Annotated in this window: 24 protein-coding genes; 9 read left to right on the forward strand and 15 right to left on the reverse strand. The window is 64.9% G+C overall.

Annotation, left to right across the window (positions count from 1 at the left end; translation table 11 throughout):
- Positions 1 to 25: 25 nt before the first annotated feature.
- The 4 genes from BMI88_RS11320 to BMI88_RS11335 all read right to left on the reverse strand — a co-directional run bounded on the left by BMI88_RS11320 (position 26) and on the right by BMI88_RS11335 (position 2,498).
- Positions 26 to 532 (reverse strand): periplasmic heavy metal sensor, encoded by a 507-nt coding sequence (locus tag BMI88_RS11320; protein ID WP_078548755.1) that lies wholly within the window; start codon positions 530 to 532, stop codon positions 26 to 28.
- On the reverse strand, positions 532 to 954 hold the full coding sequence (locus tag BMI88_RS11325) for a dihydroorotate dehydrogenase (RefSeq protein ID WP_146673552.1): 423 nt from the start codon (positions 952 to 954) through the stop codon (positions 532 to 534). The genes BMI88_RS11320 and BMI88_RS11325 overlap by 1 nt, the downstream gene beginning before the upstream one ends.
- Positions 947 to 1,531 (reverse strand): RNA polymerase sigma factor, encoded by a 585-nt coding sequence (locus tag BMI88_RS11330; RefSeq protein WP_078548761.1) that lies wholly within the window; start codon positions 1,529 to 1,531, stop codon positions 947 to 949. The genes BMI88_RS11325 and BMI88_RS11330 overlap by 8 nt, the downstream gene beginning before the upstream one ends.
- A 94-nt stretch (positions 1,532 to 1,625) precedes the next feature.
- Positions 1,626 to 2,498: an EF-hand domain-containing protein gene (locus tag BMI88_RS11335; protein ID WP_078548764.1), complete on the reverse strand. Its 873-nt coding sequence runs from the start codon at positions 2,496 to 2,498 to the stop codon at positions 1,626 to 1,628.
- Positions 2,499 to 2,686: 188 nt separating this feature from the next.
- Between BMI88_RS11335 and BMI88_RS11340 the strand changes: the two genes are divergently transcribed.
- On the forward strand, positions 2,687 to 3,088 hold the full coding sequence (locus BMI88_RS11340; protein ID WP_078522601.1) for a DUF983 domain-containing protein: 402 nt from the start codon (positions 2,687 to 2,689) through the stop codon (positions 3,086 to 3,088).
- Positions 3,081 to 3,788, forward strand: coding sequence for an NUDIX hydrolase (locus BMI88_RS11345; protein WP_078548767.1), 708 nt, complete (start codon positions 3,081 to 3,083; stop codon positions 3,786 to 3,788). The genes BMI88_RS11340 and BMI88_RS11345 overlap by 8 nt, the downstream gene beginning before the upstream one ends.
- Here the strand turns inward: BMI88_RS11345 and BMI88_RS11350 are convergent.
- From BMI88_RS11350 to msrB, 5 genes are all read right to left on the reverse strand, one after another.
- Positions 3,785 to 4,687, reverse strand: coding sequence for a DMT family transporter (locus BMI88_RS11350; RefSeq protein ID WP_246831870.1), 903 nt, complete (start codon positions 4,685 to 4,687; stop codon positions 3,785 to 3,787). The genes BMI88_RS11345 and BMI88_RS11350 overlap by 4 nt on opposite strands.
- On the reverse strand, positions 4,684 to 5,199 hold the full coding sequence (locus tag BMI88_RS11355; protein WP_168173977.1) for a lipocalin family protein: 516 nt from the start codon (positions 5,197 to 5,199) through the stop codon (positions 4,684 to 4,686). Before BMI88_RS11355 ends, BMI88_RS11350 begins: the two co-directional genes overlap by 4 nt.
- A complete protein-coding gene (locus tag BMI88_RS11360) occupies positions 5,187 to 5,537 on the reverse strand; it encodes a hypothetical protein (RefSeq protein WP_078548773.1) in 351 nt (116 codons plus the stop codon). Before BMI88_RS11360 ends, BMI88_RS11355 begins: the two co-directional genes overlap by 13 nt.
- The gene (locus tag BMI88_RS11365; protein ID WP_078548776.1) at positions 5,537 to 6,583 is read right to left on the reverse strand and encodes an aldo/keto reductase; all 1,047 of its coding nucleotides are present in this window, start codon (positions 6,581 to 6,583) and stop codon (positions 5,537 to 5,539) included. The genes BMI88_RS11360 and BMI88_RS11365 overlap by 1 nt, the downstream gene beginning before the upstream one ends.
- Positions 6,584 to 6,680: 97 nt before the next feature.
- On the reverse strand, positions 6,681 to 7,121 hold the full coding sequence (gene msrB / locus BMI88_RS11370; protein WP_078542149.1) for a peptide-methionine (R)-S-oxide reductase MsrB: 441 nt from the start codon (positions 7,119 to 7,121) through the stop codon (positions 6,681 to 6,683).
- A gap of 120 nt (positions 7,122 to 7,241) precedes the next feature.
- Here msrB and BMI88_RS11375 point away from each other — a divergent pair, with 120 nt between their 5' ends.
- A complete protein-coding gene (locus BMI88_RS11375; protein ID WP_078548779.1) occupies positions 7,242 to 8,864 on the forward strand; it encodes an acyl-CoA dehydrogenase family protein in 1,623 nt (540 codons plus the stop codon).
- Between the two features lie 53 nt (positions 8,865 to 8,917).
- Positions 8,918 to 9,406, forward strand: coding sequence for a cupin domain-containing protein (locus BMI88_RS11380; protein WP_078548781.1), 489 nt, complete (start codon positions 8,918 to 8,920; stop codon positions 9,404 to 9,406).
- Positions 9,407 to 9,422: 16 nt separating this feature from the next.
- On the opposite strand, the gene ychF is transcribed toward BMI88_RS11380, so the two are convergent.
- Positions 9,423 to 10,520, reverse strand: coding sequence for a redox-regulated ATPase YchF (ychF, locus tag BMI88_RS11385; protein WP_078548785.1), 1,098 nt, complete (start codon positions 10,518 to 10,520; stop codon positions 9,423 to 9,425).
- 115 nt (positions 10,521 to 10,635) lie between these two features.
- Here ychF and BMI88_RS11390 point away from each other — a divergent pair, with 115 nt between their 5' ends.
- Positions 10,636 to 11,052: a VOC family protein gene (locus tag BMI88_RS11390; protein ID WP_078548789.1), complete on the forward strand. Its 417-nt coding sequence runs from the start codon at positions 10,636 to 10,638 to the stop codon at positions 11,050 to 11,052.
- Positions 11,053 to 11,146: 94 nt separating this feature from the next.
- A complete protein-coding gene (trpA, locus tag BMI88_RS11395; protein ID WP_078522591.1) occupies positions 11,147 to 11,938 on the forward strand; it encodes a tryptophan synthase subunit alpha in 792 nt (263 codons plus the stop codon).
- A gap of 26 nt (positions 11,939 to 11,964) precedes the next feature.
- Here the strand turns inward: trpA and BMI88_RS11400 are convergent, their stop codons facing one another.
- Positions 11,965 to 12,759: an ABC transporter permease gene (locus BMI88_RS11400; protein ID WP_078548792.1), complete on the reverse strand. Its 795-nt coding sequence runs from the start codon at positions 12,757 to 12,759 to the stop codon at positions 11,965 to 11,967.
- A 220-nt stretch (positions 12,760 to 12,979) separates the two neighbouring features.
- Here BMI88_RS11400 and BMI88_RS11405 point away from each other — a divergent pair, with 220 nt between their 5' ends.
- Complete coding sequence (locus BMI88_RS11405) at positions 12,980 to 13,582, forward strand: GcrA family cell cycle regulator (protein WP_078522589.1); 603 nt, start codon at positions 12,980 to 12,982, stop codon at positions 13,580 to 13,582.
- 71 nt (positions 13,583 to 13,653) lie between these two features.
- Here the strand turns inward: BMI88_RS11405 and BMI88_RS11410 are convergent, their stop codons facing one another.
- Entirely contained in the window at positions 13,654 to 14,919 is a 1,266-nt protein-coding gene (locus BMI88_RS11410) for an outer membrane protein transport protein (protein ID WP_078548794.1), read from the reverse strand.
- A gap of 235 nt (positions 14,920 to 15,154) precedes the next feature.
- Between BMI88_RS11410 and rimO the strand changes: the two genes are divergently transcribed.
- Together rimO and BMI88_RS11420 are read left to right on the forward strand one after the other, a co-directional pair.
- A complete protein-coding gene (rimO, locus tag BMI88_RS11415; RefSeq protein WP_078548796.1) occupies positions 15,155 to 16,540 on the forward strand; it encodes a 30S ribosomal protein S12 methylthiotransferase RimO in 1,386 nt (461 codons plus the stop codon).
- Positions 16,537 to 17,007 carry a CAP domain-containing protein gene (locus BMI88_RS11420; protein WP_078548799.1) on the forward strand — a complete coding sequence of 157 codons (471 nt, stop codon included), beginning with the start codon at positions 16,537 to 16,539 and terminating at the stop codon, positions 17,005 to 17,007. Before rimO ends, BMI88_RS11420 begins: the two co-directional genes overlap by 4 nt.
- A gap of 3 nt (positions 17,008 to 17,010) precedes the next feature.
- Here the strand turns inward: BMI88_RS11420 and BMI88_RS11425 are convergent, their stop codons facing one another.
- The 3 genes from BMI88_RS11425 to BMI88_RS11435 all read right to left on the reverse strand — a co-directional run bounded on the left by BMI88_RS11425 (position 17,011) and on the right by BMI88_RS11435 (position 19,045).
- The gene (locus BMI88_RS11425; RefSeq protein WP_078548802.1) at positions 17,011 to 17,772 is read right to left on the reverse strand and encodes an ion channel; all 762 of its coding nucleotides are present in this window, start codon (positions 17,770 to 17,772) and stop codon (positions 17,011 to 17,013) included.
- A gap of 112 nt (positions 17,773 to 17,884) precedes the next feature.
- The gene (locus BMI88_RS11430) at positions 17,885 to 18,436 is read right to left on the reverse strand and encodes a hypothetical protein (protein WP_078548806.1); all 552 of its coding nucleotides are present in this window, start codon (positions 18,434 to 18,436) and stop codon (positions 17,885 to 17,887) included.
- A 276-nt stretch (positions 18,437 to 18,712) separates the two neighbouring features.
- Complete coding sequence (locus BMI88_RS11435) at positions 18,713 to 19,045, reverse strand: hypothetical protein (RefSeq protein WP_078548823.1); 333 nt, start codon at positions 19,043 to 19,045, stop codon at positions 18,713 to 18,715.
- Positions 19,046 to 19,198: the final 153 nt, after the last annotated feature.

The following is a 19,198-nucleotide window of genomic DNA, read 5'->3' on the forward strand; positions in this document are numbered from 1 at the left end:
CTTGGGGGCGCCCGTCCGCCTGACCTCACGGCTTGGGCTTTGGGGCGTCCTCGCGGTCCTTCTTGCGCTTGTCGAACCGCGCCGCGCCCTCGCGCAGACGCTCGGCAAAGCTATGCCGCGCCTCGGCGCTCATCGCGTCGAGCCGGTCGAGGATCAGTTGCTCGCCGATATCGACCCGCTGCACCGTCCGCGCCTTGTGTCGCTCAAGCAGCTCGGCCACCTGCGCACGATCCCAGGGCTCCGCGTCGATCGCAGCGATCAGCGCCGTCATGTCGCTGCGCGCCTGCCGCCGCATATCGCGGAACTCCGAGCCGCGCGCCTGCGCCGCCTTGCGCAGCGCATCACGATCTTCCGGGCTCAGCGCACCGGTAAAAGCGCCAAGGCTGACATCGCCCACGACCGGGCGCGGCGGATGCCGCTCATGCGCCAGCCAGCCGCCGATGAAGAACCCCAGCAAAAGCAGGTTCAGCACCGCCGACCCTATCAGCGCCCAGCGCAATCCCCGGCCATTTCGCGTCTCGGCAGCCGCCATCAGAACCCTCCTTCATCGGCGAAGGCGAAGGTGTCGCCCTCGGGTAGCAGGTTGACCGTGCCGAGGCTTTCGGTCGTGCTGCTGGCGTAAAACGGGCTGAGCGCGCCGATCTCGTCGGCGCCCACGAAGCCGATCCAGACCCCGGCCAGCGCGGCCGTGACCAGACCGCCCATCGGAGCCCAGCCGCCGAACGCGCCGCGAAGCGCGTCCCAGATACCGGCCAAGACGTCAGGCTTGTCGGGCGCTGCAGCGGGGCCAGAACGCGCGAAGCCCGCTTGCTCCGCCTCCGCATCGGCCAGAACCCGGGCGAGGAAACCCGCCTCAGGCTCGGGCCCTCCCGCCGCGCGCGCCTCGCCGAAAAGCGTCTCCAGCGCCGCGTCGTCCAACGCGTCCGTCTCGCGATCCATGCGTTTGTCAGTCATCGCCAAACCCCAATTTCTCTCGCTGCCCCCGAAGCAGCTTGCTCAAAGCGCGTTTTCCACGCGCTGTCAGACTTTCTACGGCCTCGACGCCAGTTTCCATCGCGGCAGCGATCTCGGGATTGGACAAACCGTCGATATGTCGCAGTGTCACCGCGATCCGCTGCCGTTCCGGCAATTGCTCCAGCGCCGCTTCCAGCGCCGCCACCCGGTCGCGCGCGATCAACTCGTCCAGCGCGCTCGCGCGGTCATCGGCCACCTCTGGCGCCTCGTCCAACCCCACGCCGCGGCGCTTGCGCAGCCGGTCCGTCGCGAGGTTGGCCACCACCCGGTAAAGCCAAGTCGAGACCTTCGCCTCGCCGGCGCGCCACTCCGGCGCGATCTTCCAGAGCCGCAAGAGCCCCTCTTGCGCGACATCCTCGGCCTCGGCCGCATCGCGCAGATAGCGATAGGCAAGCCGATAGGCCAAGGGCCCGAAGCGCAGCGTCAACGCCCGCGCAGCCGCTCGGTCGCCCTGCGCGTAAAGCTCCAGCAGCGCCTCGTCCGAAGCCTCGTTCATCGCATCCAGTGCCATCGTCATTCCGTCAAAGGCCTAGCCTGCTTTCCCTGCGCATGCAATTTGACATGCAACCGGGGCGCTTTGCTGCGCCCCGGCTTTTTTCACTGCTCGAAACTCAGTTCGTGGATCGGCCCGAGCCATCCGCCGGGCCGTTGCCCGGACCTTGACCTTGGCCAGCCCCGGCGCCCGGCTGCATCGGCGGCGTGCCCTGCGGGCCTTGGCCGTTCGGGCCTTGCCCCATCGGACCCTGACCCATCGGGCCATCGCCTTGCATCATCCGCCCGTAGCCGTCGCGGTCGCCGTTCCACCCCATACGGTCATGGCCATGGCGATCCCCTTTGCCCATGCGGTCATGGCCGTGGTAATCGCCCTTGCCCATCCGGCCATGGTCGCGGCGGTCGCTCATCCGCTGCATGAAGCGTTTCGCCATCTGCATCTCATCGGCACTGATCGCCCCGTCATTGTTGCGGTCCATCCGGTCGAACATGCGCGTCGGCATCGGATGCGCCATCAGTTCGGCGGCCGACAGCTCGCCGTCGCCATTGCTGTCCTGCGCGGCGAAGCGCGCTTTCACGCGGGCCTCGATGCGGGCTTTCACCTTGGCCATCTCGGAATTGACGAGCTCCTCCTGAGAAATCATCCCATCGCCATTGGCGTCGAGCGCCTCGGCGTCGGCGGCCCGCTTGGCCTGAATTTCCTCCATCGTCACCTGACCGTCGCCATCGGTGTCGAAGCGGCTGATGTCGAAACCGAAGCCGCGCCCGTCTTGATCGCGCATCGCGCCGGGCTTCATGTTCTGCCCCATACCATTGGCGGGGCCATTGCCAGCACCGTTGCCCGGTCCGTTGCCCGGCCCATTCCCGGGCATGACTTGCTGTCCCTGCGCCTGGTTGCCGGTCTGGTTCTGCGCCACCACCGGCATTGCGAGGGTGATCGCGCTGCCCGCGAGGATTGCCGCGACGAGGGTCTGCCTGTTCATGACTTTCATTCGAAACTCCTGTTCTCGCTCCCACGGCACATCTCGCGCCGTCGATGTCTAACCAAACGAGGCGCCCGCAGCATTCCGTCGCCAAACTCACGCATCCGTGATAGACCCGCCGGACTTTCCATCCGCCCCGGCTGCCGCCATACTGCCCTGCGAACGGGCGGAGAGAGACCGCCACAAGGGAGAGCGCAATGCAGTCGCATGACGAGTATCACGATGACCGCCCGCTGGGCCGCTCGATCGGGCGGGGCCTGCGCTGCCGCTGCCCGGCCTGCGGCAAGGGGCGGATTTTGCACAGTTATCTCAAGGTGCGTGATACCTGCCCGGCCTGCGGCGAGGACCTCTCGCATCAGCGCGCCGATGACGGCCCCGCCTATCTGACGATCCTGATCGTCGGCCATCTCGCGATTCCGATGATGGCGGCCTATTTCATCGCCTTCCGCCCCGGACCGTGGGAGATGATCTGGATTTTCGGCATCGGCTCGATGGTGCTCTCGGCGGTGCTTTTGCCGCTGATGAAGGGGATGCTGGTGGGCATCCAATGGTCGCGCCGGATGCATGGTTTCGGCGAAGGCGAAATCGTCCATGACTGACACGCGCCCCCCGGTCGACAAAACCGCGCTACGCGACGCGGCCAGCGTGATCGTCCTGCGCCGTGATGCCGATGCGGTGCCGAGCGTGCTGATGGGCCAGCGCGGTGCGGGGGCGGCCTTCATGCCCTCGAAATACGTCTTCCCGGGCGGCGCGCTCGACACCACGGATTGGGAGGTGCCCTTCGCATCTCCCCTACCCGCGCCCGATCACGCGCGGCTCGAGGCCGATGCGCCCGCAGGGATCGGCGGGGCGCTGGCCGCCGCCGCTCTGCGCGAATTGTGGGAAGAGACCGGGCTGGTGCTGGGCGAGAAAACCACGTGGCCCGGCGCGGTGCCCACCGATTGGCAGGGCTTCGCCGATCTGGGCTTTCTGCCCTCGGCGGCCAATCTGCATTTCGTGTTCCGCGCGATCACGCCGCCGGGCCGCCCGCGCCGCTTCGATGCGCGGTTCTTCCTGATCGATGCGGGAGCGATCCAGGGCGATCTCGACGATTTCTCGCGCGCCTGCGACGAGCTTTCGCATCTGCATTGGGTGCCCCTGCCCGAGGCGCGTGCGCTCAACTTGCCCTTCATCACCGAAGTGGTTTTGGCCGAAATCGCCGCCCTCATCACCACCAAACACGCGCTTGGCACGCCGCATTCGGTGCCGTTCTTCGACAATCGTGGGCCGCGTTCGGAGTTCCGGCGGATCGGGCTTTAACGTCCCGCCAGCACGATCACGATCAGCGACACCACGACGAGCGCGATGCCCACCCCTTCGCGCTTGTGCAAGCGCTCGTGGAAAACCAGCGCCGAGGCGAGCAGCGTGAAGACGATCTCCACCTGACCCAGCGCGCGCACGAAGGCCGCGTTTTGCAGCGAGAACGCGGTGAACCAACCCGCCGAGCCCAGAACGCCGGTGATCCCCACCAGCACCGTGCGCCGCCATGCGCCGAACACGCGGGTCAATTCGCCTGGCTCGCGCAGTCGCAGATAAAGCCCCATTCCGATCGATTGCGCGAAGGTCGCGCAGGCCAACGCGACAATGGCGCGGGCGAAGAAGTCGAGCGGCTCCAGCTCCAGCGTCGCGCCGCGATAGAAGATCGAGGACAGGCCGAACAGCGCCCCCGCCCCGACGCCGTAAAGCGCCGCGCGCGGGTTGAAGCCGCCTTCGGGCGGTTTGGTCAGGAACAACACCCCCGCCAGTCCGATCGCGATCCCGATCCAGCCGATGGGCCCGACGAATTCGCCGAGGATGATCGCGGAGAACAGCGCGACCTGCACCGTCTCGGTCTTGGTGAAGGCCACGCCCACCGCGAAATTGCGCAAGCCGAACAGCGCCACCGTCAGGAAGGTCGCCGCCACCTGCGCCGCCCCGCCCGCAATGACGAATCCCCAGAAGGGGCCGCTCAGATGCGGCCATGGCGTGCCGGTCGCAGCCAGAAAGCCCAGCGCCGTCGCAGCCGCGAGCGGGAAGCCAAACAGGAAGCGTGAAAACGTCGCACCGCCCACCGAGAGCTGCGCCCCCGCCAGCAGCTTTTGCAGCATGAAGCGAATGGTCTGGACGGCCGCGGCGAACAGCGTCACCCAGACCCAGAGATGCACCGGCGCGTCGGTCACTTACCGACCTGCGTCATGTCATAGCCGTTGAAATCCATGACATCGCGCGCCGCCTTGATCAGATCGGGCCGTGGCGAGGCCTGCCGCGACAGGATCATCCCCCAGCCGCCCGAAGGTGTGCCAAGCACCGCAACCCGATAATCGAAATCGACCCAGAGCACCCAGATCGGCTCGCCGCCGAACGCGTCCTTCGCCAGCAGTCGCCCGCCCGGCCCGGTCAGCGTGACTTTCTCGTCGACAGCGGCAGGCTTGATCGCGCAATTCGTACCGCGTAGCCGGTAGGCGCTCTTGCCGTCCCACGCCCAGTTCTGCGTGCCCGAACAGCCCGGGATGCCGCTCTCGACGACATGCCACTCGCCACCGAAGCGCTGCGGATCGAAGAGCGACGCCGAAGAGATCAGCGCGCCCGGTTTGCGCAGCGACGCGGTCTCCGGGGGCGCCGCACAGCCCGCGAGGGTCAGCGCGAGCATCCCGCCCAGCGCAGCGATCTTCGCCCGGCTCATTGCACGCATAGTTGCATCGGGTAGCCCGCCTCGCTCATCACCTCGTTGCACCCCAGAAGCGGGGTCACCGGCGCGCAGGTCTTCGAGCGCGCGAGGCATTCGCCCTCGCACTCGCTGCCCGCCTGACAGCTCTTGCCGCTATCGGAGGTCATCTTAACGCAGATGAACGCCCCGTCGCGCGCGAGCCATTTGCCGCCGCGCGCAACGCATTCGAATTTCCCGGCATCGATCTTCTCCTGCCCGACCAGCGGCAGTTGTTCTGCCGTATCGCCCTCGTCCGTGGGGCCGAAGGGATTGCAGCCCGCCAAGGCGAGCGCTGCACACAGAAGGATCGACGCCCCGCGCATCAGTAGGGCATCGGGTGATGCTTGTGGAGCTCCGCGATCTTGTCGAGCAGCTCCTTCGGCAGTTCCACCCCTTCGGCGTCGAGGTTCGGCTTGAGCTGATCGACCGAGGTCGCGCCAACGATCGGGATCACCGGGAAGGGACGGCTCATCACCCACGCAATCGCCATCGTCACCGGGTGAAGATCGAACTCCTTCGCAAGCGCGACATACCGGTCAGCGATCTCGAAAGCGCGCGGATTGGCGCGCCCACCGAGATTGTTGACCAGCGACCGCCGGGTGTTGTCGGGGATCACGTCGCCCGAATATTTGCCCGTCAGGATACCGGCGGCGAGCGGCGAATAGGCCAGCAGCGTCACTTTCTCCTGTTGCCCCAACTCCCCCAGATCGAGGTCGTAGTAGCGGCACATCAGCGAATATTCGTTCTGGATCGACTCGACGCGCGGCCCTTTGCCCGCCTCGGCCAGTGCCAGCCATTGCGCGGTGCCCCAGGCGCTCTCGTTCGACAGGCCGAATTCGCGGATTTTGCCCTCTTTACGCAGATCTTCGAGCGTCTCGAGACACGCGCTCATATCGTCGAGCACCTCCTGCTTCGAAGGCTGCTTCGACGGATCGAAGCGCCACGTCTTGCGGAAGTGATAGGAGCCGCGATTGGGCCAGTGGAACTGGTAGAGGTCGATGTAATCCGTCTGCAGCCGGGTCAGCGAATCCGTCACCGCTTGGCGGATCCGGGTCGGGCTGATCTCGGGGCCGCCTTCGATCGCATTCGAGCCCTCGCCGGTGATCTTGGTGGCCACCACCAGATCGTCGCGCTTGCCGCGTTTGGCCAGATAAGTGCCCACGATCTGCTCCGTCCGGCCCATCGTCTCGGCCTTCACCGGGTTCACCGGGTACATCTCGGCCGTGTCGAGGAAATTGACCCCGCGGTCGAGCGCGAAATCGATCTGGTCATGGCCCTCGGCCTCGGTGTTCTGGCTGCCCCAGGTCATCGTCCCGAGACAAATCTCGGACACCATGATCCCGCTTTGACCAAGTTCCAGCTTGCGCATGCCCGCGCCCCCTTTGTCATATGATGTTGCGCGGACCCTGCCACCGGGCCGCGGGAAGGTAAAGGCCCCTGACCCGGTGCTTCGTTTGACGTCGTGCTTACTCGACCCGGTCCATATAGTCGCCGTAGCCCTCGGCCTCCATCTCCTCGTAAGGCACGAAGCGCAGCGAGGCGGAGTTGATGCAATAGCGCAGACCGCCCTGATCGCGCGGCCCGTCGGGGAAGACATGGCCCAGATGGCTGTCGCCGTTTTTCGAGCGCACTTCGACGCGGGTCATGCCGTGGCTGGTATCGGTCAACTCTACGACATGATCGTCGATCAGCGGTTTGGTGAAGGACGGCCAGCCGCAGCCCGCGTTGTATTTGGTCGAGGAGGCGAAAAGCGGCTCGCCCGAGACCACGTCGACATAGATGCCCTTGGCGGCGTGGTTGTCATATTCGCCGGTGAAGGGCCGCTCGGTGCCGTTCTGCTGGGTGACGCGGTATTGCTCGGGGGTGAGCTTCGCGATCGCCTCGTCGGATTTCTGCCAGTTGCTCATGATGGGTCTCCCTTTCGGGCCTGATCTAGGCGGCGGCGGCCGCGAGAAAAGCCCTGCCGCCGCGTTTCGCTCGCATGTTCTACGGCGCAAGCCTACCATCCGGATCAGGAGGAGCCGACCATGACCACACCCGATCCCCGCGCCGATCTGCCCACCCACCGCGTCGAGAACCAGCCGCCCGCGCGCGGTGACGTCGATCTCTACGCCACGGATGCACCGCTGCGCGAGGCCGTGGCGCGGGCGGGCGGTCAGGCGGAGGGGCTGTCAGATTATGGCCAGACGCTCGGCACCACAGAGATGCGCGAGGCGGGCCGCGACGCGAACCGATACCTGCCGGAGCTGCGGCTCTTCGATATGGGCGGGCGGCGGCTCGACGAGGTGCGCTTTCATCCTGCCTATCATCGTTTCATGGAGGCCGGGATCGGCGCGGGCTATGCCGCGCTGCCGTGGGAGGGCGCGAAGGGCGCTCATGCCACCCATGCCGCGATGGTCTATCTCGCAAGCCAGATCGAACCCGGCAGTTGCTGCCCGATGACGATGACCTATGCCGCCGTGCCCGCGCTCGAAGCCACGCCCGAGATCGCCGCACTCTGGCGTCCGAAACTCACCGCGCGCAGCTACGATCCGCGCGTGCTGCCGGTGGGCGAGAAGACCGGCGCGACGCTGGGGATGGCGATGACCGAGAAGCAGGGCGGCTCGGACGTGCGCGCGAACACCACGCGGGCCGAGCGCGCAGACGGGCATTGGCGGCTGACCGGGCATAAGTGGTTCTGCTCTGCGCCGATGTCGGACGGCTTCCTGACGCTGGCGCAGACCGAAAAGGGGCTCAGTTGCTTCCTCGTACCGCGCTGGCTGGAAGGCGAGCGCAACGCGATCCGCATCCAGCGGCTGAAGGACAAGCTGGGCAATCGCTCCAACGCGTCTTCCGAGATCGAATATGAGGGCGCGGTGGCCCATCTTCTGGGCGAGGAAGGCCGGGGCGTCGCGACGATCATCGAGATGGTGCACCACACCCGGCTCGACACCGCGCTCGCGCCTGCGGGGCTGATGCGCGCCGCGATCTCCGAGGCACATCACTGGGCGACGCATCGCGCTGCCTTCCAGCGGCGCCTGATCGATCAGCCGCTGATGCGTGCGGTGCTGGCCGATCTGACGCTGGATTGGGAAGGCGCGCTGACGCTGGGGATGCGGGTGGCGGAGGCCTTCGACAGCGCCCACCCCGAGGATCGTGCCTTCGCCCGGATCGGCGTGGCGCTGGCGAAATATTACGGCAACAAGCGGTGCCCCGTCGTGACCTATGAGGCGATGGAGGTGCTGGGCGGCATCGGCTACGTCGAGGACACGCCGATGCCGATGCTCTATCGAGAAGCGCCGCTGAACGGCATCTGGGAGGGCTCGGGCAATGTGATCTGTCTCGACATACTGCGCACGCTGGCGAAAGAACCACTGGCGGCGGAGATGCTGCGCGCGGAGCTGGACGCGGCGCGCGGCACCGATCCGCGCTACGACGCGGCGCTGGCCGATCACCTCGCCCGCTGGCCAGCGCTCCCACCCGAGGCCGAAGCGCGCTGGTTCGCGGAACGGCTGGCACTGCTCCTGACCGCGTCGCTGCTGATCCGAAATGCACCTGCGGCGGTGAGCGACGCCTTCGTCGCGACGCGGCTTGCGGGCGAGGCGGGCCGGACCACCGGGGCGATGGCGGGCAGCGATGTCTCTGCTATCCTGGGCCGGATCGCTGGCTGAGACTGCGGAAGCCTCCGGCGGGGATATTTGGATCAATGAGAAGGAGAGGCGCGATGAGCGAAGACCGGTATCTGATCCGGGCCGATGAGATCGCGGCAATGGAAGGGCTGGCGAAGAAGCATTTCCTCAACCCGAATGCGCGGCGGATCAACAAGAGCCTTGGCGACGCGACGGGGCTGACGGGGATCGGGGTGCATATCATCGAGGTGGAGCCCGGCTGCGAGACCACCGAGTTTCACCGCCACCACCATGAGGACGAGGCGATCTTTGTGCTGAGTGGCGAGGCGACCGCGCGGATCGGCGAAGAGCGTCACGCGATCGGGCCGGGCGATTTCATCGGCTACCGCGCGGGCGGCGCGGCCCATACGATCGAGAATACCGGATCGGAGCTGTTGCGGCTGCTCGTCATGGGCCAGCGCTTGGGCCATGACGTGGGCGACTACCCCGACCTCGGCAAACGGCTCTATCGCAATGCGGGAATGGCGTGGCAGATGGTGGAGGCCGACGCGATCACGGAGGTCACGGCGGGGGCGAAGAAGTAACGCCCCCAGCCGAGGTTCACGCGTTGAACAGGAAGTGGAGGACGTCGCCGTCTTTCACTTCGTAGGTCTTGCCCTCGACGCGGAACTTGCCCGCCTCTTTTGCGCCCGCTTCGCCCTTATTGGCGACGTAGTCGTCGTAGGAGACCGTCTCGGCGCGGATGAAGCCGCGTTCGAAATCGCCGTGGATGACGCCCGCTGCCGCCGGGGCCAGCGTGCCCTTGCGGATCGTCCAGGCGCGGGCCTCTTTCGGGCCGACGGTGAAGTAGGTCTGCAGGCCGAGCAGGTCGTAACCCGCGCGGATCAGGCGGTCGAGACCGGCCTCTTCCAGACCCATCTCTTCGAGGAACATCTCCGCTTCCTCGGCGTCGAGCTGCGAGATTTCCTCTTCGATCTTGGCCGAGATCACGACGGTGCCCGCGCCCTGCTCGGCGGCCATCTTGGCGACCGCTTCGGATTTCGAGTTGCCGGTCGCGGCGGAGCCTTCCTCGACATTGCAGACATAGAGAACCGGCTTGGCGGTCAGCAGCTGCAGCATGTTCCACGCCTTGCGGTCGTCCTCGGAGACTTCGATGGTGCGCGCGGGACGACCGGCTTCCAGCGCCTCTTTCGCCTGCTCCAGAAGGCGCATTGCCTCTTTCGCTTCCTTGTCGCCGGATTTCACCTTGCGGGCGAGGTTCGCGATACGTTTCTCGAGGCTTTCGAGATCGGCAATCATCAGCTCGGTCTCGATGGTCTCGGCATCGGCTACCGGATCGACGCGGCCCTCCACATGGGTCACATCGCCATCTTCAAAGCAGCGCAGCACATGGGCAATCGCATCGACTTCGCGGATATTGGCGAGGAACTGGTTGCCGAGGCCCTCCCCTTTCGAGGCGCCTTTCACGAGGCCCGCGATATCGACGAAGGTCATGCGGGTCGGGATGACCTCTTTCGAGCCGGCGATCTCGGCCAGCGTGTCGATCCGCTCATCGGGAACGGCAACTTCGCCGACATTCGGCTCGATCGTGCAGAAGGGGAAATTCGCCGCCTGCGCGGCCGCCGTTTTGGTCAGCGCGTTGAAGAGGGTGGATTTGCCCACGTTCGGCAGACCCACGATACCCATCTTGAAACCCATTTCGCCCTCCTGTTTGTGGCTGCGCGCTTCTTATTCATTGGCCGCCCCCGGTGCAAGCGCGCGCGAGGGCCGGAATCGTGATAGGCTGGCCTTCTTGTTCAGGGAGGTGACCGCAATGAGTTTCGAACCCTACATCCACTTTCAGGGAAACTGCGAAGAGGCGATGCGCTTCTATGCCGAGCTTTTCGGCACCGAGCCGCCCTTCATCATGCGCTATGGCGATATGCCCGAGGCCAGCGAAGGCATGAGCGAGGCAGGCAAGGCGCGGATCATGCATGCGCTGATCAAGCTCGGCGATGGCGCGTTGATGGCCTCGGACTGGCCCGAGGGGCGCGACCGCCCGCAAAGCTCGGTCTCGATCTCGCATGTCTCGGAGAGCCGGGAGGCCGCGAAGGCGATCTTCGAGCGGCTGATGGACGGGGCCGAGGAGGTCATGATGCCCTTCGACGACACGTTCTGGGCCGACGGGTTCGGAATGCTCCGCGACCGCTTCGGCACGGCGTGGATGATCAACGGTCCGGCAAAGATGTAGGCGCGGGCCCTCGCGGCGGGCGGGAGCGCGCGCGAGGCATTGATTTTCCCGCCCTCTTCGCGCAAACCGCTTCGGGACCAGCCGGAGGGACGCCATGACTCGCATCGACGCCAAATTCGCCAGCCTCAAGGAAGAGGGCAAGAAAGCCTTCGTCTCCTACATCATGGCGGGCGACCCGGATCTGGAAACCTCGCTCGAGGTGATGAAGGGGCTACCGGCGGCAGGCGTCGACATCATCGAGCTGGGCGTACCCTTCACCGATCCGATGGCCGACGGTCCGACGATCCAGCTGGCGGGTCAGCGCGCGCTCGACGGTGGGCAGACGCTGCAGAAGACGCTCGATATGGCAGCGGAGTTTCGCAAGACCGACGACACCACGCCGATCGTGCTGATGGGCTATTACAACCCGATCTATTCGCGCGGCGTGGATCGCTTCCTCGAAGACGCGAAGGCGGCCGGGATCGACGGGCTGATCGTGGTCGACCTGCCGCCCGAGGAAGATGTCGAGCTTTGCATCCCTGCGCAGGCCGCCGGGATCAACTTCATCCGCCTCGCGACGCCGACGACCGATGACAAGCGTCTGCCGAAGGTTCTGCAGAACACCTCGGGCTTCGTCTATTACGTCTCGGTGACGGGGATTACCGGCTCTCAGGCCGCGCAGGCGACCGAGGTCGGCCCGGAAGTCGCCCGGATCAAGGCGAAGACCGATCTGCCGGTGATCGTGGGCTTCGGCATCACGACGCCCGAAGCCGCGAAGACCATCGCGGGTGTCGCCGATGGCTGCGTCGTGGGCTCGGCCATCGTGAAAGAGATCGCCGAGGGCAAGCCGGTGGCAGAGGTGCTGGACTTCGTGAAGGGCCTCGCAGGCGGCGCGCATTCGGCCTGAACGGCCACGCGCCGCTTAAGCGCGGCTCAGGGCTTCATGCGGTAGCCGATGCGCAGCCAGTACCAGCCAAGCCCCAGAACCACGACCAGTGCGGCGCAGATCACGGCCAACCCATGCCACGGCGAGGCGTCGGAGACGCCCAGGAACCCGAAGCGGGCCATGTCGATCAGGTAGAAGACCGGGTTGTAATGGGTCAGGATCTGGAAGGCCGGCGGCAGCGCCTTGGCCGAGTAGAAGGTGCCCGACAGGAACGACAGCGGCGTGATGATGAAGTTGGTGATCGCCGCCATCTGGTCGAACTTGTCGGCGAAAACCGCCGCCAGAATACCCAGACCGCCAAGGAAGGCCGCGCCGAGCACGACAGCCGCAATCGCCCAGAACGGATGCGCGATCCCCTGCCCCAGCACGGCGAACAGCCCGAGCCAGATCACCACGGCCACGATCAGCGCACGTGCCACCGCGCCGGTCAGATACCCCACGAGGATTTCCCACGGCGCAAGCGGCGGCATCAGCGTGTCGACGATATTGCCCTGCACCTTCGCGATCACGATCGAGCTGGACGTGTTGGCGAAAGCGTTCTGGATCACCGTCATCATCAGGATGCCCGGCGCGATGAAATGCAGGAAATCGACGCCCAGAACATCGGCGCGGTTGCGCCCGAAGGCCAGCGCGAAGACGGTCAGGAACAGACCGGCGGTGATCAGCGGCGCCAGCACCGTCTGCTGCCAGACCGCGAGAAAGCGGCGAATCTCGCGCCACCCCAGCATCCGCAGGCCCATCCAGTTCACCGCGCCAAAACGGCGCACGCCGATCTCGTACATCCTGATACTCCCGTTGTTGCCCGCTCCCTACACGCTCGCGGCCCGCAGCTCAACGTAGCCCGCGCACAGCTGGTTTCCCGCTTGCGCACTGCTCTGGACGTCCTCGCGGGCCTTGAAAAGCGGGCCTCGCGATTGTATCTCTGCGCTCTCCCGCTAAAATAGGGATTGAAACTGGAATGGCCTGCGAGACGGACTTGCAGGAAACCAAGGAAGGATGCCCATGTCCTGGACCGATGAACGCGTCGAATTGCTCAAGAAGATGTGGACCGAAGGCCAATCGGCCAGCCAGATCGCGAAAGAGCTGGGCGGTGTGACGCGCAACGCGGTGATCGGCAAGGTGCATCGCCTCGGCCTGTCGAACCGCACCGGCGGCGCAGCAGAGCCCGCGAAACCCGAGCCGAAAGCCAAGCCCGAGAAGGTCGAGGCGAAGGCCGAGAAGCCCGCCGCGCAGCCCGCAGCCGAGGCGCCCGAGCCCAAGCCCGCCGCGAAACCGGCAAGCCCCGCGCCCGCACAGGCTGCAACGCCTGCTGTCTCGCCTGCGCGCAAGGCGATCATCCCCGCCGGTCAGCCGCTTCCGCCGCAGCCCTCCGCCAACGAGATCGACCCGGCCGCGCTGGCCAAGGTCGGTGAGGTCGAGAAACACGCCAAGAAGCTTGGCCTGATGGAACTGACCGAGCGCACCTGCAAATGGCCGATCGGCGACCCCGCGACCGAGGAATTCTGGTTCTGCGGCCTGCCGAGCCAATCCGGAAAACCCTATTGCGAGGCCCATGTCGGCGTCGCTTTCCAGCCGATGAGCTCGCGCCGCGACCGTCGCCGCTGAGGCAATCGCGATACGAATGACGAAGGGCGCCCCGCGAGGCGCCCTTTTTCTTTGGTCGGTTGGTCGGAGGGTCAGAACCGCCGGGTCCAGCCCACCGAGGCCGAGAACTGATGCATGTCCAATTCGACATCGCCGCCGAACATGCCCGGCCCTTTGACCTTATGCGGCGCAACGTAGTTGATTGCGAAGTCGAACGTGTCGCGCTCGTTGAGCTTCTTCGCCCCGCCGAAGCTGAAATGATGCTCGACCACACCGGGGGCGAGCACGCCCAGCATCACGTCCTCCTTGCCGATCGGGTTCGTCGCGTAGGCATAGCCCGCGCGCCACGTCATGTCCGGCGTCTGCTGCCATTCCGCGCCGATCCGAACGACATCCACATCGTCCCAACCGAAGCCCGCGCCGCCCTTGGCTCCGAAAAGTCCGTTGGTATTGGAATTCCCGACCGCAGCTATATTGCTGTAGAATATCCGCTGGTAATCGAGCATCAGCGCCAGATCGCTGCGCGGCTTGAATGTGACGCCCGCGCTGATCGAGGCGGGAATGTCGAAACTGCCGCCATCCTCGAAAAGCCCGGCATATTTGTCGAATTTCGTCATCTTGAAGCGGGTCTGCCCCGCGACGCCTACCGTGACCTGCGGCGAAATCTCGTATTTCAGACCGGCGCGCAGGCCGAACCCGGTGGAGATATCGTAGCCTCTGCCACTGAAATTGCTGGCATCCGTCGTCATCGGCCCGAACAACGCAGGGTTCAGGCCGCGCGCCGCGAACCGTTGTGCGGCGAAGGTCGGCGCGATGCCCCAGCTGAAGTTCCCGTCCTTGCGCCCGTAGCCGACCGAGACGAACATCTGCATCAGATCGACGCCCGCCTTCCCGTCGCAGAAAATCCCGGAATCGCCCGGCGCGGCCGCGCAGTTCGGGTTCGCGACATCGGGATAGCTCGTATTCATGCCGCCATTGCCATAGACCATGACGTTCAACGCGCCGCCGCCTTCCAGCGGGCGGTTATAGCCGAAATTCGGGATCGCGAACCATTCATGCCCCGACTCCGCCCCGCCATCGGGCAAGGGGAAGGCCCCGTTTGCGTCAAATCCCCGCCGCGGCGAGAACGCCTCGAGCCCGAAGGTCATCGCGTGGCCGATATCGGCGATATTCGCGGGGTTGATCGCCGCTGACATCGGGTCGACCGAATAGGCCACCCCTGCCCCGCCGACACCGCGCTGCGCGGGTCCGTAAGCAAGGGCGAAGTAGCCCTCGGTCGCGCTTGCGACACCTGGAACGCCCAACGCCAGGCACAGCGAAACCGCCCCCGCAAAACGGGGTAATTCAAACTTCTTCATTAGTTTCCTCCCTCTGAGCCGGTTTGTCGCGCAGGCAGGCTCTCCCTTCCCCCCTGCGCCTCGGCTGTGCCGTTCGAAAAACAGCTTCAAATATTCAACTTTAAATATACCTGATCTGGCAAGTGTTTTCTCGTTTGGCGCGAGTGGGGCCGAAATCCGCCTCTCATGCCACGGGAATACCCCCCGTCACGCGGGGGGCTTTTCGGAACGCTCTGCAAGGGCTATATCGCGCGCCATGAGCACAAACCCTCCGAACCTGCGTCCCGATCTCGCGCCCCGCGCGCGCATCTCGGATGCCCCCCGCCCCGGTCAGCCGCTGATCGGGATGGTCTCGCTTGGCTGCCCCAAGGCACTGGTCGACAGCGAACGCATCCTCACGCGGCTGCGCGCCGAGGGCTACGCGATCTCGCCCGATTACGCGGGCGCGGATGCGGTGATCGTGAATACCTGCGGGTTTCTCGACAGCGCCAAGGCGGAAAGCCTCGAGGCGATCGGCGAGGCGCTCAATGAAAACGGCCGGGTCATCGTAACGGGCTGTCTGGGCGCGGAGCCCGAATATATCACCGGCACGCACCCCTCCGTGCTCGCCGTGACCGGCCCGCATCAATACGAGCAGGTGCTGGACGCGGTCCATGCCGCCGTGCCGCCCGATCCCGATCCCTTCGTCGATCTTCTGCCCGCCGCCGGCGTGAAGCTGACGCCGCGCCATTACAGCTATCTGAAGATTTCCGAGGGCTGTAACCACAAGTGCAAGTTCTGCATCATCCCCGACATGCGCGGCCGCCTCGTCAGCCGTCCGGCCCATGCGATCGTGCGCGAGGCCGAGAAACTGGTCAGCGCGGGCGTGCGCGAATTGCTGGTGATCTCGCAGGACACGTCCGCTTACGGCGTCGATATCAAACACGCGGAGGAGCGGGGCCACCGCGCGCATATCACCGATCTCGCGCGGGATCTGGGCTCGCTCGGCGCTTGGGTGCGGCTGCATTACGTCTACCCCTACCCGCATGTGCGCAACCTGATCCCGCTGATGGCGGAGGCGCAGGAGAATGGCGGCGGCGTTCTGCCTTATCTGGATATTCCGTTCCAGCACGCCCACCCGGATGTGCTCAAGCGGATGGCGCGGCCCGCGGCCTCGGCCAAGACGCTCGACGAGATCGCGGCGTGGCGCGCGGCCTGCCCGGATATCACGCTGCGCTCGACCTTCATCGTGGGCTATCCCGGCGAGACCGAGGACGAGTTCCAATATCTGCTCGACTGGATGGACGAGGCGCAGCTCGACCGCGTCGGCTGCTTCCAATATGAAAACGTCGAGGGCGCGCGCTCCAACACCCTGCCCGATCACGTGCCTGACGAGGTGAAACAGGATCGTTGGAACCGCTTCATGGAGAAGGCGCAGGCGATTTCCGAGGCGAAGCTGCAAGCCAAGGTCGGCTCGGTGCAACAGGTCATCGTCGATGCGGTCGATGCCGAAGGCGCCACCTGCCGCACCAAGGCAGACGCGCCCGAGATCGACGGCAACCTGTTCATCGATGAGGATTTCGAGAATCTCAGCCCCGGTGATATCGTGACGGTCGAGGTCGATGAGGCCTCGGAATACGATCTCTGGGGAAGGCTCGTTTGATCCGCACTCTCGCTTTGCTCGCATTGCTTCTCGGCCTGCTGCCCGTCGCGGCGCAGGCTGGCGAATGCGCCATCGATGCCGCCCAAGGTCGCGAGATTGCGCAGGCGACTTCGCAACAGCGGCAAGCTCAGGGGCTGAACGCGCTCGCGATGGATCCGCAATTGACGCAGGCCGCAGCAACGCAAGGCTGCGACATGGCCCGGCGCGGCTTCTTCGATCACAAGGGCTCGGACGGATCGACCCCGCTCAGGCGGGCGGCGACGGCTGGCTTCCGCGCCTGCCTGATCGCCGAGAATGTCGCGATGGGCCAGCGCGATCCGGGCGAGGTGTTCGACGCCTGGATGCATTCGCCCGGCCATCGCCGCAACATCCTGCTGCGCGGCGTGACCAGGATCGGCGTGGCGGTCGTGCCCCGGCGCGATGGCAAGGGCCCGTGGTATGTGATGGTGCTCGCGAATCCCTGCTGAAGCTCAGGTCAGCCCTTCGGTGTCGATGTGGATGACCTCGCCGCAATGTTTGCAATGGATCGCATCGGCATCGTGCAGGCTCAGCCCGCAGGTCGGGCACTCATGGCGTACCTTCGTAGGCCGGAACAACACCTGCGCGAGTCGCAAGAACAGCGTCACCCCGAAGATCATGATCGCGACCGAGATCATTCGCCCCCATTCGCCCTTGGGCGTAATATCCCCGAACCCAGTCGTGGTCAGCGTCGTCACGGTGAAATAGAGCGCATCGGCGTAGTTCTTGATCTCCGGGTTGATCCGCACCTGCGTGGCGTAGATCAGCCCCGTCATCACGAAGAGAAAGACCACAAGATTGATCGCGGCGACGATGATTTCTTCATGGCGACGGAAGAATCTAAAGTCGGAGCGCAGACGCTCGAGTAGCTGATAGGTGTGCAACAGCCGCAGCGTCCGCAATATTCGCAGGAAGCCCAGCCCCTGCCCCGCGATCGGCGCGAGAAACGAGCCGATGGAAACCAGATCCGCCCAAGTCGGCGCGCGGGTCCAGAACCGTATCTTCTCATCCGAGATCGCATATCGGGCGAGGAAATCGGCCACGATCACGACGCCGATGATCACGTCGATGACGCTGATCGTGCTGGAATGGGGGAAGAACGAGGAGACAATGACGAAGACGATCGTCACGAGGTCGAAAATCAGAAGCCCGTAGCGGAAGACATGCGCCCGGTGGCTGTCGCCTTCGTAATAATGTCTTAGCGTTTCGAGCATCGTCTCTCCCATCGTCTTCGCTCAGGGATACAGGCTTTGAACGCCCTGTCAAAGCGCATGAAAAAGGCGGCCCCGAAGGACCGCCCTTTTCGTCGAGTCAGGGAATGTCAGCTCATTGGGCACTGGGCGCAAACAGCATCATCGCGGGTTGCGACGAGGCGCCTTGGGTCACGATGAAATTGGCGTCGCCGTAGTTTCCGCGCTGCACGTCATGCTGGATGCGCTGAAGCTGGGCCACGGTGTACTCATCTGGGTTGAGCCCAAGCTGCGCGGCCATCTGGGTCTTGCCCGGTGTGGTCTCGCCAAGGCCGGGACCGCCCTGGTGGCGGACTTCGTGGCTACGGTAATAGGCCAACTTGGAGGCATCGCCTTTACGCGCCGCGTGCAACATCTTCTGCAACTCGTCCACCGAGTATTGCGTGGGATCGACATTGTTCAGGCCGGGGAAGGTTTGCAGCTCTGCGGCGATCTGGTTTTTCCCCTGATTGGTCGCATTGACGACCATCGACGAGGCAGGGGATTGCGGCGTCATCGAAGGGGCGATGACACCCAGATCCGTTCCATTGTCGGCCCCGACTTGGGTCGTGGCGGCCGAGGCGATCCCGGCGGAGCCGGCAGCAAGGGCAAGCGCCGTGATGGCAGTGGTCAGAAGATTGCGGGTCATGATGAAATCCTTTCATCAGCAGGTTGATTTCCAGCGGCACCCTGTGGCGCCGATGACCCCGACATATGAGCCCAATCATTGCACAAAAGGCCGTTTTGGCCCCACCCCATGTTCGCTCAAACACATATACACAGGGAACTCTCGGCTGGTCCGGATTCCGTGAAGTGACTGGAATACAATAGGAAATCTATTTTCTCGAAAGAAATGGGTACGATAGCCCGGAGATAGAAACGGCCCCCAGAGGGGGCCGTTTTCGGTCAGAAGACTGCGTCGAACTTACGCGTCACGGCCCATCACAGGCTGCGGCGCCACGTCAACCGGCTGACGGTTGGTGTGGTTGATGACGAATTTTGCCTCTTCGCGGTTACCGTTACGCAGAGCGTTCTGGATGCGGAACAGTTCAGCGGTGGTGTATTCGGTCGGGTTCAGACCGAGTTGGGCTGCGATCTGCGCTTTGCCGGGGGTCACTTCACCAACAGCCGAGCCTTTGCTGGCCGAGGAGCTTTGCGACATCGTGGGCGCGATGGAGCCGTAGCCGTCACCACCGGCAGCTGCCAGCGAGGTGCTCAGGGCGAGGGCGAGGACGGAAGTCGTGATCAGCGTTTTCATTGTTACTCTCCTATACGAATACGCATGTTGTTCTTCTCACCGAGAGCGAAGCGACAGGGGGAAGCGTCTGTGCCCTCGGCGATGACGGTGATTTAGGACCGTTCGCATCCGCAGAAAACTACCCTTTTCACACACAGTTCTGCGCATTTTCGC

The sequence above is a fragment of the Thioclava sp. F36-6 genome, from assembly GCF_002020305.1.
GTDB lineage: Bacteria > Pseudomonadota > Alphaproteobacteria > Rhodobacterales > Rhodobacteraceae > Thioclava > Thioclava sediminum.

Coding starts and splice junctions, on each gene's coding strand:
- BMI88_RS11435 (WP_078548823.1), bottom strand. CDS start 19,045: ATGAAAACGCTGATCACGACTTCCGTCCTCGCCCTCGCCCTGAGCACC.
- BMI88_RS11410 (WP_078548794.1), bottom strand. CDS start 14,919: ATGAAGAAGTTTGAATTACCCCGTTTTGCGGGGGCGGTTTCGCTGTGC.
- BMI88_RS11430 (WP_078548806.1), bottom strand. CDS start 18,436: ATGACCCGCAATCTTCTGACCACTGCCATCACGGCGCTTGCCCTTGCT.
- BMI88_RS11345 (WP_078548767.1), top strand. CDS start 3,081: ATGACTGACACGCGCCCCCCGGTCGACAAAACCGCGCTACGCGACGCG.
- BMI88_RS11340 (WP_078522601.1), top strand. CDS start 2,687: ATGCAGTCGCATGACGAGTATCACGATGACCGCCCGCTGGGCCGCTCG.
- BMI88_RS11400 (WP_078548792.1), bottom strand. CDS start 12,759: ATGTACGAGATCGGCGTGCGCCGTTTTGGCGCGGTGAACTGGATGGGC.
- BMI88_RS11375 (WP_078548779.1), top strand. CDS start 7,242: ATGACCACACCCGATCCCCGCGCCGATCTGCCCACCCACCGCGTCGAG.
- BMI88_RS11325 (WP_146673552.1), bottom strand. CDS start 954: ATGACTGACAAACGCATGGATCGCGAGACGGACGCGTTGGACGACGCG.
- BMI88_RS11320 (WP_078548755.1), bottom strand. CDS start 532: ATGGCGGCTGCCGAGACGCGAAATGGCCGGGGATTGCGCTGGGCGCTG.
- rimO (WP_078548796.1), top strand. CDS start 15,155: ATGAGCACAAACCCTCCGAACCTGCGTCCCGATCTCGCGCCCCGCGCG.
- ychF (WP_078548785.1), bottom strand. CDS start 10,520: ATGGGTTTCAAGATGGGTATCGTGGGTCTGCCGAACGTGGGCAAATCC.
- BMI88_RS11335 (WP_078548764.1), bottom strand. CDS start 2,498: ATGAAAGTCATGAACAGGCAGACCCTCGTCGCGGCAATCCTCGCGGGC.
- BMI88_RS11405 (WP_078522589.1), top strand. CDS start 12,980: ATGTCCTGGACCGATGAACGCGTCGAATTGCTCAAGAAGATGTGGACC.
- BMI88_RS11425 (WP_078548802.1), bottom strand. CDS start 17,772: ATGCTCGAAACGCTAAGACATTATTACGAAGGCGACAGCCACCGGGCG.
- trpA (WP_078522591.1), top strand. CDS start 11,147: ATGACTCGCATCGACGCCAAATTCGCCAGCCTCAAGGAAGAGGGCAAG.
- BMI88_RS11365 (WP_078548776.1), bottom strand. CDS start 6,583: ATGCGCAAGCTGGAACTTGGTCAAAGCGGGATCATGGTGTCCGAGATT.
- BMI88_RS11355 (WP_168173977.1), bottom strand. CDS start 5,199: ATGCGTGCAATGAGCCGGGCGAAGATCGCTGCGCTGGGCGGGATGCTC.
- BMI88_RS11330 (WP_078548761.1), bottom strand. CDS start 1,531: ATGACGATGGCACTGGATGCGATGAACGAGGCTTCGGACGAGGCGCTG.
- BMI88_RS11380 (WP_078548781.1), top strand. CDS start 8,918: ATGAGCGAAGACCGGTATCTGATCCGGGCCGATGAGATCGCGGCAATG.
- BMI88_RS11390 (WP_078548789.1), top strand. CDS start 10,636: ATGAGTTTCGAACCCTACATCCACTTTCAGGGAAACTGCGAAGAGGCG.
- BMI88_RS11360 (WP_078548773.1), bottom strand. CDS start 5,537: ATGCGCGGGGCGTCGATCCTTCTGTGTGCAGCGCTCGCCTTGGCGGGC.
- msrB (WP_078542149.1), bottom strand. CDS start 7,121: ATGAGCAACTGGCAGAAATCCGACGAGGCGATCGCGAAGCTCACCCCC.